This window comes from Campylobacter sp. JMF_15 NE4 (assembly GCF_027737645.1).
In the GTDB taxonomy this organism is placed as follows: domain Bacteria; phylum Campylobacterota; class Campylobacteria; order Campylobacterales; family Campylobacteraceae; genus Campylobacter_B.
On sequence record NZ_JAOVTY010000001.1, the window covers coordinates 503,367 to 518,904 of the forward strand.

The 15,538-nt window shown below is 42.1% G+C and carries 15 protein-coding genes; 6 read left to right on the top strand and 9 right to left on the bottom strand.

The annotated features are described in order from the left end of the window. Positions 1–312 precede the first annotated feature (312 nt). The 8 genes from OFN98_RS02585 to OFN98_RS02620 are packed head-to-tail and all read right to left on the bottom strand — an operon-like array spanning position 313 to position 6,238. A complete protein-coding gene (locus OFN98_RS02585; protein WP_270874681.1) occupies positions 313–1,041 on the bottom strand; it encodes an alpha/beta fold hydrolase in 729 nt (242 codons plus the stop codon). Then, positions 1,031–1,255 carry a prevent-host-death protein gene (locus tag OFN98_RS02590; protein ID WP_442867895.1) on the bottom strand — a complete coding sequence of 75 codons (225 nt, stop codon included), beginning with the start codon at positions 1,253–1,255 and terminating at the stop codon, positions 1,031–1,033. The genes OFN98_RS02585 and OFN98_RS02590 overlap by 11 nt, the downstream gene beginning before the upstream one ends. A gap of 51 nt (positions 1,256–1,306) precedes the next feature. Continuing rightward, positions 1,307–2,344 (bottom strand): D-alanine--D-alanine ligase, encoded by a 1,038-nt coding sequence (locus OFN98_RS02595; RefSeq protein ID WP_270874680.1) that lies wholly within the window; start codon positions 2,342–2,344, stop codon positions 1,307–1,309. A gap of 24 nt (positions 2,345–2,368) precedes the next feature. Next, on the bottom strand, positions 2,369–2,923 hold the full coding sequence (gene ruvA / locus OFN98_RS02600) for a Holliday junction branch migration protein RuvA (protein WP_270861682.1): 555 nt from the start codon (positions 2,921–2,923) through the stop codon (positions 2,369–2,371). Continuing rightward, positions 2,920–3,480 (bottom strand): hypothetical protein, encoded by a 561-nt coding sequence (locus OFN98_RS02605; RefSeq protein WP_270858846.1) that lies wholly within the window; start codon positions 3,478–3,480, stop codon positions 2,920–2,922. The genes ruvA and OFN98_RS02605 overlap by 4 nt, the downstream gene beginning before the upstream one ends. A 2-nt stretch (positions 3,481–3,482) precedes the next feature. Next, the gene (locus OFN98_RS02610) at positions 3,483–4,388 is read right to left on the bottom strand and encodes an MlaD family protein (protein ID WP_270874679.1); all 906 of its coding nucleotides are present in this window, start codon (positions 4,386–4,388) and stop codon (positions 3,483–3,485) included. Between the two features lie 9 nt (positions 4,389–4,397). Continuing rightward, positions 4,398–5,138 (bottom strand): ABC transporter ATP-binding protein, encoded by a 741-nt coding sequence (locus OFN98_RS02615; protein ID WP_270864371.1) that lies wholly within the window; start codon positions 5,136–5,138, stop codon positions 4,398–4,400. Next, positions 5,135–6,238, bottom strand: coding sequence for an MlaE family ABC transporter permease (locus OFN98_RS02620; protein WP_270874678.1), 1,104 nt, complete (start codon positions 6,236–6,238; stop codon positions 5,135–5,137). Before OFN98_RS02620 ends, OFN98_RS02615 begins: the two co-directional genes overlap by 4 nt. Positions 6,239–6,319: 81 nt before the next feature. On the opposite strand from OFN98_RS02620, the gene murJ reads away from it, so the two are divergent. The 4 genes from murJ (at position 6,320) to OFN98_RS02640 (ending at position 12,661) form a co-directional block, all read left to right on the top strand. After that, positions 6,320–7,717 carry a murein biosynthesis integral membrane protein MurJ gene (gene murJ, locus OFN98_RS02625; RefSeq protein ID WP_442868109.1) on the top strand — a complete coding sequence of 466 codons (1,398 nt, stop codon included), beginning with the start codon at positions 6,320–6,322 and terminating at the stop codon, positions 7,715–7,717. After that, positions 7,704–9,107: a cysteine--tRNA ligase gene (gene cysS, locus OFN98_RS02630; protein ID WP_270874677.1), complete on the top strand. Its 1,404-nt coding sequence runs from the start codon at positions 7,704–7,706 to the stop codon at positions 9,105–9,107. The genes murJ and cysS overlap by 14 nt, the downstream gene beginning before the upstream one ends. A 19-nt stretch (positions 9,108–9,126) precedes the next feature. Beyond that, positions 9,127–10,842, top strand: coding sequence for an ABC transporter ATP-binding protein (locus tag OFN98_RS02635; RefSeq protein WP_270867942.1), 1,716 nt, complete (start codon positions 9,127–9,129; stop codon positions 10,840–10,842). A 667-nt stretch (positions 10,843–11,509) separates the two neighbouring features. Then, positions 11,510–12,661 (top strand): MFS transporter, encoded by a 1,152-nt coding sequence (locus OFN98_RS02640; RefSeq protein ID WP_270874676.1) that lies wholly within the window; start codon positions 11,510–11,512, stop codon positions 12,659–12,661. Positions 12,662–12,840: 179 nt separating this feature from the next. On the opposite strand, the gene OFN98_RS02645 is transcribed toward OFN98_RS02640, so the two are convergent. Next, on the bottom strand, positions 12,841–14,043 hold the full coding sequence (locus OFN98_RS02645) for an MFS transporter (protein ID WP_270869474.1): 1,203 nt from the start codon (positions 14,041–14,043) through the stop codon (positions 12,841–12,843). A gap of 155 nt (positions 14,044–14,198) precedes the next feature. Here OFN98_RS02645 and OFN98_RS02650 point away from each other — a divergent pair, with 155 nt between their 5' ends. Next, complete coding sequence (locus tag OFN98_RS02650) at positions 14,199–15,134, top strand: SPFH domain-containing protein (RefSeq protein WP_270858837.1); 936 nt, start codon at positions 14,199–14,201, stop codon at positions 15,132–15,134. After that, entirely contained in the window at positions 15,131–15,529 is a 399-nt protein-coding gene (locus OFN98_RS02655) for an NfeD family protein (protein ID WP_270870705.1), read from the top strand. Before OFN98_RS02650 ends, OFN98_RS02655 begins: the two co-directional genes overlap by 4 nt. Positions 15,530–15,538 lie beyond the last annotated feature (9 nt).

Consider the following 15,538-nt stretch of genomic DNA (forward strand, 5'->3'; position numbering starts at 1 on the left):
ATCCTCTCGTTTTCACTTTTGCGAATATCATTTCGCAGATAAATTTTAGTAAATTTTAAATTTTTTTAAATTTCTCTGGATTGCTTCGTCGCCTTGCTCCTCGCAATGACACGGATTATAGCGTTAGGTTATTTTAGCTCGTAGATTGCCACGCTCGTTACACTCGCTCGCAATGACAAATCAGGGGAAATTTTCCGCTGTCGTTCGCTCGCAATGACAATGGAAAGCGTAAAATTTCAAATTTAAATCCACTTTGCCATGCGAGCAATGCTCGCTCGCGATGACAAATAGTGAGAAATAACTAAATTTGGATTATTTGAATTCAGCCGTGATTGTATCTGCGATGAATTTCGCGTGTTTTATGAAAAAAAAGTGATCCCCATCAAGCGGGTAAAATTTGCTATTTTTGATGAGCGAGTGGATTTTCTCGCCACTACCAAGAGCTGTGGCCGTATCGCTAATACCCCAAAAAATCAGCGTTTTTTCTGGTTTAATCTCGGCAAAAATCGGCTCGAAATCCTCGCGAATCACATTTTTTAGCGTCCCAAACATCTCTTCGCTCATACCAGAAGCGTCTTTGCTAGCAAAAAATCGCCAAAACTTCGCCAACCCGACATATTTTAGGCACTTAAAAACCGCGATTTTCGTCCTCACCTTCAAAGGCTTTGGCTCGATTATCCCAGCCGAACTTAGCAAAATCAGCCTTTTTGGCGCAAGCAGTGTGGCGACTTTGCCACCAAAACTATGCCCCATAATGGCCTCTGGTGCGCCTCCAAGCGCAGCGATAAACTCACGCATAATGCCCGCATAATCCTCGCTTGTAAGCGCAAATTTTGGTTGCGAGCTAGCGCCAAATCCGGGCAAATCCACGAAAACTAGCCTATAATTTGGGAAAAATTTCGCCTCGAAAACCCTCTGCATAAGCTCTTTTTTCGCGCCCCAGCCGTGCAAAACCAAAATATACGGCTCGACGCTTAAATTTTCGATTTCGTAGCTGATTTTGTATTCGTCGCCACCAAATTTTATGGTTTTACTGGCCATCTTGACCCTTTTTACCATAAATCGCTTTGAGTAGCTCGACCGCCTTTTCTAGGCGCTCGTATTCGCTCATGCTAAGCATTACGGCCTCAAATTTATTATTTTTGACAATCATAGCCTTTTTAATCTCTTGGCTATTTAGTTTTTTTAAAATTGAGCTAAAATTTCTCGCCATTTCCGTTGCTGTGTAAATTTCGTCTTTATTTAACATAAACAATCCTTATGTAAAATTTTACGCAAAATTTAGCGTAAAATTTTTAAATTTAGCTTATTTATTTGCTGAAATTTTTGTTATCAAATCATACGAAATCGGAATTTCCTTAGCCGCTGGAAGCGAAGTAGCTAGCTTGCCCAAAACCTCTGCAAAGTCGCTAAATAGGTAGTTTGCCATACTTCCTGGATTTGGATTTATCTCGTTTAGATACACTTCATTATTTTGCACGAAAAAATCACACCTAATCAGCGCCCCCTCAAATCCACCGACATTATAAAGCTTAGCAAACGCGTCTTTCATCTTATCCTCTACCGACATACCGATTTGCGCCTCTTCGACCACGCCAGTGCGCGAAAAGTCAAGGTATTTTCTACCAAAATCCAAATAACCCTCTTTTTTCGGCTCTTCGATGAAGGAATACTCAATTTTGCCGTCGATTTTAGCCCCTGCTAGGTTGTATTCTTTGATATTTTCCATATATGGCTCGACAATCGCGCTATCATCTAGCTCATAGACCTTATCCATGCAGTAGTCAAACTCTTTTTCTGATTTTGCTATGCCGATACCGATACTAGAACCCAAATGAGCGGGTTTGATGATGACTGGGAAGTTGAAATTCGGCAAGCTGTTGCGATTAACGATTTCAAATGGCACGGTTTTTACACCTGCGATTTGCGCTAGGTATTTGGTTAAAATTTTGTTGTAGCTTAGCACGCTAGCCTCGATTCTAGGGCCGATATAAGGGATTGAGAAAAACTCAAAAAGACTTGCGAATTTTCCGTCCTCGCCGTCGCAACCATGGATCAAATTCACATAAACGCTCACTTCAAGCATGCTTTTTTTGCCAAACATACCACCACTCATATAAAATCCGCCGTTTGAGATATTTAGCTCTTTTGATTTTGTGTATTCGCCGTTTTTGAAATACACTGCGCGCATATTTTTCTCTTCGATTAAGAAAAATCTCCTATCTTTATCACAAAAAACAAACGCCAAATTCTCGCCCTTTAACGCGTCTTTGACCGCGATTGCAGAGATTATACTAATCTCGTGTTCGTAACTTTGACCACCAAAAACTATACCGTATTTCATTATTTCTCCTTGTAAATTTTAAATTTATGCTAGTTTTTTCAATGCCTCTTTGATCAAATCAGCCGTATTTGTGCTGACGCAATCAAGCAAAATTTTACTGATTCTATCGCGTTTGAAACCTAGACTCTCTAACGCGCTCATCGCCTCTGATTTATATACTTCGCTCTCGCCAAACTCCATTAGTTTCGCGTCCCCTAGCTCGGCGATTATGCGCCTAGCTGTCTTTGGGCCGATCCCTGGCACGCTCGTTAGTAGTGCGCTATCGCCTGTGATAATCGCGCGAGAAAAGCTCTCTGCGCTAAGCGATGAGCACACAGCCATTGCCGTGCTAGCCCCTATTCCGCTTAGTTTGATTAGCATTTCAAACATATTTTTCTCTTTTGGCTCCAAAAATCCATAGAGCAAATTTGCGTCCTCTCTGATAATCTGAGTTATCAAAAATTCCACCTTCTCGCCCCGCTCTACCCTAGCGCCACACCCTAGCGAAATCGCCACAGCATAGCTTACGCCACTAGCGCATTTTATCACGCATTTAGTGGGCTCTTTGTGCGTGATGATTCCTTCTAATCCTACTATCATTGAATTGCCTTTAAAATTTCATCAATTGCCAAATTTAACGCCGAATTTGTCGCGTTATAAATGCTTTGCGAGCTTGGATCTGGCACGAAAACTCGTTTTGTAATCACGCCAGATTTTATGCTTTGCACAGCGTTTAAAAACTCGTAGCCAATCGTGATTTTAGCGTGATCACCATCGACTTGAAGCGTGATAAGCGTGGTTTTTAGGCGCAAATCTCTCTCTTGTGGCACGAAAATCGGATTTAGCGCGCATGTAGAAAATGCCGCGTCGATTAGGGCTTTATAAAGCATTTCGCTTGGCATTGTGATATATTTAGCGTCGCTTGCGTATCTTGTGCGAGATTTCCAATCCACGATTAAAATATCGCGTCTATCGACCAAATTTGTCGCAGTTACACTCTCGATATAGATATTTTTGCGTGAATTTGACTTCGCGGCGCAGTGTTTTTGGTCGTATTTAAGCTCATAATAAGTATATGGCTTGGCACTCTTTGCCAAACAGCCTCCTAGCAAAGCTCCTGCCAAAACTGCGCTAAATGCGCATAAAATTTTTCTCATTTTCAGTCCTTTTTGGTATCTCTAAAAAAGAATTCATACGGATTTTCTTCTAGCCTAAACATCGCGCCTTGAAACTCTCTTAAAGCTTTGTTAAATTCGGTTAGCGTGGTTTTGGCCTCGTTTAGGGTAGGATCTAGTATGGCTTTGAGATTGTATTCGCCCCGCTCTACGCGCTTTGCCATAATCTGACTTGTTTTTTCGAGCGAATTTGAAAGGCGCGTCGCACTGCTGGCAAAAGCATTAAATTTATCCAAAATTTCGTCTAATTCGTGCTCTCTTTCGTTTAAATTTGTCATTAAGGTATTGAAATTCGCCATTAATGCGTTTAGTTCGTTAAATTTCTTCTCATCGCTAAGTTCGGCGCTAAATTTATTAAGCGAAGTTAAAATTTCATCGACTTTTTTCATATTATCTTGCGATAAAAGCGAGTTGATTTTAAATATCATCTGCCCTACACTATCTGTGATAACTTCTGCTTTGGAGCCGATTTTATCAAGCAGGGTTTTATCTAGCTCGATGATTGGCTTTTCTTCATTTGCGCTAAATAGCTCGCCACTTCCCTTTGTGATATTTAAAAACGAAATTCCACTAATGCCTTGCGTTTCGACCTTGGCGATACTATCTCGCGAGATAGGGAGTTTGCTTTTAAGTGATACTTCGATTTCGATTATTGCATTTTCGATATCGACAAAATCTATTTTTTTGATGATTCCAGCATTTACGCCGATAAATTTGACATCCGAATTCTCGCGAATTCCAGTCGGAAGCTCCTTGGTATGGATATAATACGATCTGTAAGTCTCCCTAGTATCGGTGCGAGTTAGCATCCACCACACGAAAGCTGTAAGCGCAAACACACACGCCATAACAAATGCGCCCACGATTGTATATGAGGTTCTATTTTCCAAATTTTGCTCCTATTTCGCTCTCATTTTAAATAGCTCTTCAAGCGGGTTGTTTTCTAGCTTTTCGATTTCGCTCAAAGCCCCTTCAAAGATGATTTTTTTATTATCGACTATCAAAAATCTATCAAGTATATCAAAAATACTATCCACATCATGCGTTACCATTACCACGGTTACGCCAAGATTGTCTCTTAGCTCGCACACTAGCCTATCAAGGGCGCGCGAACTAAGCGGATCAAGCCCTGAGTTTGGCTCGTCTAAAAATAAAATCTCAGGGCTTAACGCCAATGCCCTAGCGAGCGCGACACGCTTTTTCATACCGCCACTTAGCTCGTTTGGATTTAGCATTGCGCTCTCTTTTTTAAGGCCTACCTTTTGTATCCAAAACATAGCAAGCTCGTTAATCTCTTTGTCGCTAAAATTTGAGTATTCGCGCAGTAGCACGCCCACATTTTCTAGCACATTCATCGAGCTATACAGCGCGCCGAATTGAAACATCACACCGCATTTTAGGCGAATTTCATTGCGTCTATCCTCGCCCACGCTCCAAATATCCTCGCCAAAAATTTTAATCTCGCCGCTTTTTGGCTGGTTTAGGTAAATTAGCGTCTTCATTAGAGTGGTTTTTCCACTTCCACTTCCGCCCAAAAAGCCGTAAATTTCAGCCTTTTTCACGCTAAAACTCACATTATCGTGCATTATGCGCGCACCATACGCTGTGGTTACATTTTTTGCGCTTATTATCTCGCTCACAGCCCAATCTCCGAGAAGAGTATCGCAAAAATCGCGTCTATGGCGATGACCCAAAATATCGCATTTACCACGCTGATTGTGGTGTATTCGCCGATACTTTGGGTATTTCCCTTGACCTCAAATCCTCTCATACAGCCAATTATTGCGATAAATGCGCCAAAAAACGGAGCCTTTATCATACCGGCGAAAAAGTGGCGAATTTCGACATTTGATTTAAATCTATCCAAATAATCCAAAAATCCTATCTCCAAATACGCCTCGCAAACTATCATTTGAGCGAAAATACATATTGAATTTGCGATAAAAATGATAAATGGCATACAAATCACCATAGCCAAAATTCGTGGCATTGAGAGGAAATAAAACGGATCAAAGCCCATTGTTTTCATCGCGTCGATCTCTTCTGTGATTTTCATAACGCCAATTTGCGCCGTAAAACTCGACGCAGAACGCCCAGCAATGACAATCGCTGCGATTAGCGGGGCAATCTCGCGCATGGTTAGAGCGCCCATAATATCGATGATATAAATACTAGCCCCAAACTGCGATAGCATATCTGCGCCAATGTAAGCTAACACCACACCGATTAAAAACGCGGTCAAAGCCACGATAAAAAGCGAATCAATGCCGTTGTCTTTGATAAAATTTACGGTCTCTTTGAGGCGAAATTTGCGCGGGTGCAAAAATAGCGAAAACACCTTGCAAAAAAACTCGCCCAAAAATGTGGCTAGATTTACAATCCCAGCCCAGCCTGCGCAAAAATACAGCCCGATTTGAGCCAAAATCCCCATGCCATGCACTTTTGGCATAAAATTATGGTCTATGCTCTCATCGCTAATAAATTCGAAAATTTTCTCTATTTTTGGATTTTGGCTACGATATTCCACGCTTTTGCCACGCATTAAATTTTTAATGCTATAAGCCATGAAATAATCCAGCTTTTCGACATTTGTAAAATCTGCTACGAAATTGTCTAAATTTGATAGTGTTTTTTTAAGTAAATCAAGCTGTTTTTTTCCGCTTCGATATGTCCAGCTACCCTCAAATTTTAGGGTTTTGATGAAGTTTTGCGTATCGAGCGAAAATGGCAAATTTTGCAAAATATCCTCTTTCAAAATCAAAAAATAGGCGAAATTATATTATAATCTATCTTTTTATTTTATAAAATTTAACGAGGAATTATGTTTAGAGGGTTTTTTACAAACAGCGTCGGAACGCTAGCTTCTCGCATTTTGGGCTTTGTGCGCGATTTGCTGACGGCTTCTATTTTGGGCGCTGGTGTGTATAGTGATATATTTTTTGTGGCGTTTAAACTGCCAAATTTATTTAGACGACTTTTTGGCGAGGGTGCCTTTACGCAGGCGTTTTTGCCAAATTTTACTGCTTCGAAAAAAAAGGGGGTTTTCGCAGCTTCCGTGCTGATTAGATTTTTTCTTTTTATTTTGTTTTTAACTGCGGTTGTGTGGGTGTTCGCGCCGTTTTTTACTAAAATTTTAGCTTATGGTTTTTCGGACGAGCAAATCACGCTAGCAACGCCATTTGTGCGCATAAATTTCATATATCTAGCTTTTATTTTTATCGTTACGCTTTTTGCCTCTATGCTTCAATACCGCGATCATTTCGCCACTACGGCGTTTTCGACCGCTTTGTTAAATTTAGCTATGATTGCTGCTTTGCTTTTGGCTCGTGGCAAAGATGAGCGAAGTATCGTTTTGTATCTATCTTGTGGCGTCGTAGCGGGCGGGTTTTTGCAGTTTTTGGTGCATGTGTATGCGCTGAAATTTACAGGCATGCTTCGTGTATTGCTCGGTGGGTTTGTCAAACTAAAAAATGGCACAAAAGCGCAAACTAAGGGCTTTTATAATAACTTTTTTGCCGGGGTTGTAGGGGCTAGCGCTTTGCAACTTAGCTCATTTATAGATACATTTTTCGCTAGCTTTTTAGCCAGCGGAAGTATCAGCTATCTATACTATGCAAACCGCATTTTTCAGCTTCCGCTCGCACTTTTTGCAATCGCGCTTAGCACGGCGATTTTTCCGCGCCTAACCAAACAAATCAAAACAAACAACCAAAAAGAGGCGCTAAATTTAATCGAGCGCGGATTTTACATGCTTTTGACACTTTTGGCACTCTCCACAATCGGTGGAATCATGCTCTCACACGAAATCACCAAAATTTTATTTGAGCGCGGAAATTTCACCGCCACTAACACAGCCCAGTGCGCGGCTGTTTTGGCAGCGTATATGGTAGGACTGCTGCCATTTGGGCTATCGCGCATTTTTTCGCACTGGCTGTATGCGCACATGAAACAAAAGCTAAGTGCCAAAATTTCGCTTTGGTGCGTGTTTATAAATGTGATTTTGTGCGCACTATTCTTTAAACCATTTGGGGCTGTGGGTTTGGCGCTTGCTAGCTCGATTACAGGGGGATTTTTGTTTGTTTTTAATCTCTATTTTTTTGGATTTAATAACTTTTTAGCTATAATCAAGGCTAAAAAAATCCTTCTAATTCTAGGGCTTTGCGCGCTTGAAATAGGAATTTTATATATTTTAAAAGGTTTATATTATGGTAATTTATGATACTGCAAGTAAAAAAAAGGTCGAATTTATCCCGCTTAACGAAGATGAGATTAAAATTTATGTCTGCGGACCGACTGTGTATGATGACGCGCATTTGGGGCACGCTAAAAGTGCGATTAGCTTTGATTTGCTTAGGCGCGCGTTAGAAGCGCAGGGCAAAAATGTGAAATTTGCTAGAAATTTCACTGATATCGACGATAAAATTTTAAAGAAAATGAGCGAGAGTGGAAAAACTCTAAGCGAGATTACAGAATTTTACACCAAGCGATATTTGGACGATATGGGCGCGCTAAATGTCCGTGACGCCGACATTTCGCCCAAAGCGACCGAAAATATCAGTGAAATTTGCGCCCTTATTTCAAATTTGCTAAATTTGGGCTATGCGTATGAAATTTCAGGCGATGGGATATACTTTGATACCACCAAAGATAGCGATTATCTAAGCCTTAGTGGCAAAAAAGCAGAGGATCAAAACAGCGAGTTTGCGCGCGTGGTTTCAAACGAGCAGAAAAAAAATGAAAAAGATTTCGCGCTGTGGAAATTCGACGAGGCGTGGTTTGAGGCGCCATTTGGGCGTGGCAGACCTGGCTGGCATAGCGAGTGTGTGGCGATGATTTTAGCGCATTTAGATAGTAAGGACGCTGAATTTTGCATTGATATCCACGCTGGCGGGGCTGATTTGCTCTTCCCACACCACGAAAACGAGGCCGCGCAGTGCAGATGTAGCGAGCATAGAGCCTTGGCTAAATACTGGATGCACAATGGCTTCGTGCAGGTAAATAACGAAAAAATGAGCAAAAGTCTAGGCAATAGCTTTTTTGTCAAAGACGCCCTAGCTCTGGTGCCTGGCGAGGCTTTGAGGTTTTATTTGATGAGTTCGCATTATAGGGCAAATTTCAACTACACAATCGATGATTTGCTCGCCTCTAAAAAACGCCTTGATAAAATTTACCGCCTTAAAAAAAGGGTAAATATGGCGCAAAATTTGCCTTGCGTTGAAGCCAAATTTAGGGGTAAAATTTTAGAGTTTTTAAATGATGATCTAAACACATCTGGCGCGCTTGCCTGTGTCGATGAAATGGTGTCTTGCGCAAATGAAGCACTCGATAAAAACCCAAAAGATAAGGCTTTTAAAGCGCAAATTTTAGCAAATTTAGAATTTGTCAAAAATACCCTTGGCGTGCTTTATATGGACGAGATTAGCTATTTTCAATTTGGCGTAAGCGATGATGAGAGGGCTGAAATTTTGCGTCTAATCGAGCAAAGAAGCGAAGCTAAAAAGCAGAAAAATTTCGCCCTAGCCGATGAAATTCGCGCCAAACTTACAGCGATGAAAATCGAGATTATGGATACGCCAAATGGCACGATTTGGGAAAAAAGCGCATGGTAGCGAAAAATAAGGAAGAGTTTTGAACGATTTTAAGACCATTTTGACAAGATTTAAACCATTTTTGATTGATTATAAAATCCAGTTTGCGCTAGCGTTTTTGGGTATGATTATGACCTCGCTTGCGACATCTGCGAGCGCGTATTTGGTAAAACCGGTGCTTGATTATATCTTTGTCGAGAAAAACACCCTCTATCTCTACCCGCTTGCGTTTGCGATTATAGCGGTGTTTGCGATGAAAAGTGCTGGCACATTTATCCAGACATACTACACTTCATTTATCGGGCAAGATACCGTGCGCAGACTGCGTGATTTGCTCGTATCAAAGCTAATTAGGCTAGATTTGAAATTTTTCAACACACACAGTACGGGCGAACTGATTTCTAGGACGATGAACGATATCGAGCGAATCCGCACTGTGGTTTCAAACATGATACCTGATTTTGTGACGCAAATCATCACTATTTTTGGGCTTCTTGGCGTGGTAATTTACAATAGCCCTAAGCTTTCGTTTTTTGCGCTCGTGGTCTTTCCGGCTGCGATTTATCCGCTATCGCGCCTAGCCAAACGCATGAAAAAGGTCTCACGCCAATCGCTAGAAAAGACCTCCGATATCACATCGGCTCTAAATCAAATTTTTACAAATATCGAAATCGTAAAGGCTAGCAACGCCCAAAATTTCGAAGTAAAACACTTCGAGGAAGAAAACTCAAAATTTTTCAAGCTAAATTTAAAGGCAATAATTACAAACTCGCTCGTAAGCCCCGTAATGGAGATGCTTGGCGCACTTGGCGTGGCTGTGGTTATCATCGTAGGTGGCAAAGAGGTCATCGAGGGCAAGATGAGCATAGGAAGCTTTTTTAGCTTTTTAACCGCGCTTTTTATGGTCTATACGCCGATAAAAAAGGTCTCATCACTGCATAATAAAATGCAAGACGCCACGGCTGCTACTGAGCGGACTTTCGAGTTAATTGATTTAGAGCCAGCCATAATCGGCGGAAGCCTAAAAATGGGCGATATATCCACGCTCTCTTTCGAAAATGTCTCGCTTAGCTATGATGAAAAAATCGCGCTAAAAGATATAAATTTTAGCGTCAAAAAGGGGCAAATTTTAGCCCTTGTGGGAAATAGCGGCGGTGGCAAAAGCTCGGTGGTAAATCTCATAATGCGCTACTACGACGCCAAAAGCGGAAATATACTTTTTGACGGCAACGAGATTAGCGAATTTGACATTGCAAGCCTGAGGGATAATATCGGCTTTGTGAGCCAGCGAATTTATATTTTTAACGATACAATCGCCGCAAATGTCAGCTACGGTGCTGAATTTGACGAAGAGCGCGTCATAAATGCCCTGCGCCTTGCCAATGCTTATGAATTTGTCGCCAAGATGGAAGACGGCATAAACACGCTTTTAAGCGAGTTTGGCGCGAACCTCTCAGGCGGACAGCGCCAGCGCATAGCAATCGCGCGCGCTCTGTATAAAAACCCGCAAATTCTCATTTTTGACGAAGCCACGAGCGCGCTAGATAACGCCAGCGAAAAGGAAATCTCATCTGTCATAGAAAAGATAAAGGCTGATAAAATCGTCATTGTCATCGCTCACCGCTTATCAACTATCAAAAACGCCAGCCAAATCGCCGTGGTCAAAAACGGCGAGATTATCGCAATGGGAGATGATGAAACACTAAGCGCGAATTGCGATGAATACAGGATTTTAAAAGGTCTAGCGAAGGATTAAATTGGCGCAAAATTTGCTGTCATTGAGAGCTTTCGCAGAAAGCGAAGCAATCTACGACTTTAAAATTTAAGGTCAGTATTTTTGCAAATTTATCGTTTATAAATTTCAAAACTCGTAGATTGCTTCGAATTTGCTATACAAATTCTCGCAATGACAGATTATGTAAATTTTGCTCGCTATTGTCATTGCGAGCTTTCGCAGAAAGCAAAGCAATCTACGAGTAAAAAATTCCTTCTGCTAAATTCGCTGTCATTGCGAGAAAACGAAGTTTTCGAAGCAATCCAGAAAAATGTAGAGCAAAATTCTACTTAAATTTAGCATTGAACGATTTTTTGAATTTAACCTGTGCCGTGAAATTCTCTGTAAGGGGGAAGGAGGCCCCAATTACTCTGCTTCGCTTCGCTCGCAAGAAATGCCGGCTGTCGCCATCGCTACGCTCATTTTGCGAGGTCGCTCCCCTTCCCCCTTACAATCCCCTAACCCCCGACGACGCTTTTAAGGTGGCTAAATTTAAAGCTTCGCTTTAAATTTAGTTGATTTGATTTTTCGTTACGGCTTGCGCCGTTTCTTGCTACGCTAAAAACAAGTGCAAATTTTGCAAATTTAACCTTGAATTTTTCAAATTTCAAGTAAAATACTAGCTTGAATTTCAATTTTTAGGATATTTATGTTTAAAAGCCTGCGTGTGGCAAGGACGCTAAGTGCGCTATTTCTAGCGATTTTTTTTATGTTTATCGGGGATGCGCTAGCCCTATCATCAGCCGGTGTCATACTCAAAATACGCGGCCAAAGCGACCTAATCATCGGCATTATCTCATCGTTTTTCTTCCTGGGCGCCATTTCTAGCGTGTTTTTCACGCCCACGATTATCGGCCACTTCGCCCATGTGCGTTCGTATTATATTTTTAGCGTGATTTTCGCGCTGTGCGCCCTAGCCCACGATATCAGCGCAAATTTGGCGTTTTGGGCGATACTTCGCTTCGGGCTTGGGTTTTGTTACTACGCACTTTTGATGATAATCGAAAGCTGGATCAACTCCAAAATCACAAACTCTATCCGCTCACGCGTCCTAGCCGTGTATGAGATCGTATTTTACGGCGCATTTACCGTGGGTGTGGGGATAATCGCGCTAAATTTAAGCGCAAATTTAATCTTTTTTCTAAGTGGATTTTTCATACTTTTTGGGCTAGTGCCCTTGAAATTTATGCGTTTTAACCCGCCCGCAAAGGCGCAAAAAGCTACGATTTGCATGCCAAAAATCTCGGTTCTACCGCCACTTGCGCTTGCGACGGCAGTTTGTGGCGGGATTTTGATAAACGGATTTTTTTCAATGGCGAGCGTGTATGTGCTTGGAAGTGGAAATGTCAGCCAAGTGGGCTGGTTTATGGGGCTAGCCATGGTCGGAGGCTTCATTTCGCAGATTTTTGCCAGCCCCGTGTCTGATTTTTTCGGCAGGCGCAAGGCGATAATGCTAGTGTGCGCAATCGGCGCGTGCTCGGCTTTGGGGCTGTTTGCCACCGGGAATTTCGAGGTCAAATGCGCCCTAGCCTTCTTGCTAGGTTTTGGCGTTTTTCCGCTATACTCGCTCGCAATCGCGCGCGCGAACGACTCTTTCAAAAACAGCTCCTCAATCTCGCGCGTGCAAATCTCAGCCTCGCTTTTGTTTTCGTATTCGCTCTCATCGTTTTTCTCGCCAATAATCATAGGCGGGGCGATGAGAGTTTTCGGCGCAGAGGGGTTTAGCGCAGTATTTTTCGCGGTAATGGTGTTTTTGTTCATTTTCGCATACTTCCGCCCCGAAATCGCCCCGAAGATTTGAAATTTGTTAGATTTGTCGTTGCGAGAATTTTGCGTTAGCAAAATTCGTGGCAATCTACGAATTTAAAATTTAAGGTCAGTGTTTTTGCAAATTTAGCGTAAGGAATTTAAAACTCGTAGATTGCTTCGCCGTGCAAGCACGGCTCGCAATGATAAATTAGGCAAATTTTACGCTAAACCTCACTCCTTGCTTAGATACCTATCATACACGATAAATTTATAATACACCGCAGCGATTATAAACATAAATCCCATTAGAAATGTTATCTGCCACAGCGCCAGCCCTAGCGAATACAGCGCACCGATAGCCGCTGAGGTCAGAGTTGCGACGATGAAATACGCCATATCATTATACGCAATCACCCGCCCGAAAAACTCCCTATCGACATGGCTTTGGAGTTGCGTGAAAGAATACGACCACACCGTCGTGATAAAAAATCCAGCCATTACAATACCGATAAACGAAAGCCAGTAATTAAACTCCAACGCCGCCCAGAGCATGATTCCACCGCCCTGCCCTAGCAAAATCCAAAAATACCGTTTCAAATTTACGATACGCGTTAGCCACATTTGCCCAAAAAACGCCGCGGCTGAGCGCGCCATATTCATTAGTCCAATCACCAGCGACGCGCTTAGGATTTCTTTATACTCAAATTTCGCTAGTAGCGCGATGAGATTATCATAAGTCGTAACCGCCACAAAGGCGTGAATTACGATTAAATGCACCACCAAAGGGCGCGAGCGTATGTAAGTAAAGCCCTCTTTTAGCATTTTTATCGCACCTTGCGTGCTACTTCCTGCAATATCTTTAAAATTTAGGCGAATTAGGATAAAAAACGAAAAAACATACAAACAAAAATCCAAAATAAACGCCGCTCTAACCCCAAAATAGTGTATAAACACCCCAGCTAGCGCCATACCAAGGGTATAAGTAATCGTCCAACTAATGCTAGTTAGCTCGTTTGCTAGCTTCAAATACGGCTTTGGTAGAAATTTCGGCAGGGTCGAAGACTCGGTTTGATAAAAGAGCGTCCCAGCCACGCTTCGCACCACGACGATACCCAAAAGTAGCCACAAATACGCCAAATCATTGATAAAAATCAGCATGAAAATCGTTGCAATCTCTATGGCGAACATACTCACCATTAGGGGCTTTGGGCGAAATTTATCCACGATAATGCCATTAATCGGGGCTAAAAATATATTTGGTATAAACGACACCACGCCCACAGCGGTGATCGCCCACACAGGCGCGCCCAGCTCGATCAGTAGCGTAGCGATACCTACTATCGAAAACCACACGCCAAACATGCAGATAAATCCCGCGCTAAATAGCAAGCGATAGTTGCGAAAATTGCGAAGTAAAATATAATATCTAACCATTTTTGCCTTTCAAAAAACCTTGCATTTTAGCCAAATTTGGCTTAATTATGTGTTTTGGATTTGTTAAATAAAACTACCAAAAATCTTAAATTTAGTATTAAACATTAACTTGCTATAATCGCCAAATTTAAATTTTAGAAATTTTAGGAGAAAAAATGGAAGGTTTCGCAGCTACCGTTGTGGTGATTTGTGCGCTAATCGCGCTAGTTTTGAAGCTTGGTGTCAAAATTGTATCACAATCTGAGATTATGATTATCGAGCGACTTGGTAAATTTCACAAGGTTTTAGACGGCGGATTTCATGTAATTGTGCCGTTTTTTGACAGCGTGCGCGCTAAAATGAGCGTTCGCGAACAGCTAGTAGATATCACAAAACAGCAAGTCATCACCAAAGACAATGTCAATATCATGGTCGATGGAATCGTATTTTTGAAAATCGTAAATGGCAAAATGGCGCTTTATAATGTCGAGGATTATCGCAAAGCAATATCAAATTTGGCTATGACTACACTTCGTTCAGCAATCGGCGAAATGAGCCTAGATCAGACCCTATCAAGCCGCGATCAACTAAACTCAAAACTCCAAGTCGCCCTTGGCGATGCAGCCGATAACTGGGGCGTAAAAATCATGCGTGTCGAAATTTCAGAAATTTCAGTCCCAAAAGGCATAGAGGACGCTATGAATATGCAAATGAAAGCCGAGCGCGAAAAACGGGCAATCGAGCTAAAAGCCGAAGCCGAAAAAGCTGCTCTAATTCGCACAGCCGAAGCGCAAAAACAAGAAAAAGTGCTAGAAGCTGAGGCAATCGAGCGCATGGCGGACGCGAAAAAATACGAGCAAATCGCCCTAGCTGTGGGTCAAAAACACGCTATGGATAATATCAATATGGCTATGGCTGCGTCGAAATTCGCCGCTGAATACCTGCTCGCGCAAAGTCGCGTAAATGCCTTCAACGAGCTAGCAAAAAGCGCAAGCAAGGACAAGGTCATCATACCGTATGAAACCAGCGAAATCATCGGCTCGCTCTCTGTGCTAAGCGAATTTTTAGGCAAGGCTGGGGATAAAAATTTAATCACGGAAAACAATCAATGAGCCCACTTATTTTTATCATAATTGGCGTTATTTTGGTGATTATCGAGCTTTTGGTGCTTGATTTCACCTTTGTGTTTTTTGGCGCAGGATTTTTGATCGTGGGGCTATTTAGCTTCGCGCTTCCGCTATCATGGGAGGTGCAAATCCTAGCCTCTTTCGTGCTATCTTTCGCACTTTTGCTCGCCCTAAAAAAGCCACTAAAATCGAAATTTTTCAAGCCAACCGAAGAGATTAAAGATAATTTCTTAGACGAGAGTGGCGAGGGCTATGTCAAAGAGGGTATGGTCTATTTCAAGGGCACGCTATGGCAAAGCGATGAGGTAAAAAGCATGGCAGAAGGCACGAAAGTGCGCGTGCGTGGCGTCAAAGACGGACAAATCATACTAGAAAAATAAATCAAAAAG

Coding starts and splice junctions, on each gene's coding strand:
- OFN98_RS02650 (WP_270858837.1), top strand. CDS start 14,199: ATGGAAGGTTTCGCAGCTACCGTTGTGGTGATTTGTGCGCTAATCGCG.
- cysS (WP_270874677.1), top strand. CDS start 7,704: ATGGTAATTTATGATACTGCAAGTAAAAAAAAGGTCGAATTTATCCCG.
- murJ (WP_442868109.1), top strand. CDS start 6,320: ATGTTTAGAGGGTTTTTTACAAACAGCGTCGGAACGCTAGCTTCTCGC.
- OFN98_RS02640 (WP_270874676.1), top strand. CDS start 11,510: ATGTTTAAAAGCCTGCGTGTGGCAAGGACGCTAAGTGCGCTATTTCTA.
- OFN98_RS02585 (WP_270874681.1), bottom strand. CDS start 1,041: ATGGCCAGTAAAACCATAAAATTTGGTGGCGACGAATACAAAATCAGC.
- OFN98_RS02645 (WP_270869474.1), bottom strand. CDS start 14,043: ATGGTTAGATATTATATTTTACTTCGCAATTTTCGCAACTATCGCTTG.
- OFN98_RS02605 (WP_270858846.1), bottom strand. CDS start 3,480: ATGAGAAAAATTTTATGCGCATTTAGCGCAGTTTTGGCAGGAGCTTTG.
- OFN98_RS02655 (WP_270870705.1), top strand. CDS start 15,131: ATGAGCCCACTTATTTTTATCATAATTGGCGTTATTTTGGTGATTATC.
- OFN98_RS02595 (WP_270874680.1), bottom strand. CDS start 2,344: ATGAAATACGGTATAGTTTTTGGTGGTCAAAGTTACGAACACGAGATT.
- ruvA (WP_270861682.1), bottom strand. CDS start 2,923: ATGATAGTAGGATTAGAAGGAATCATCACGCACAAAGAGCCCACTAAA.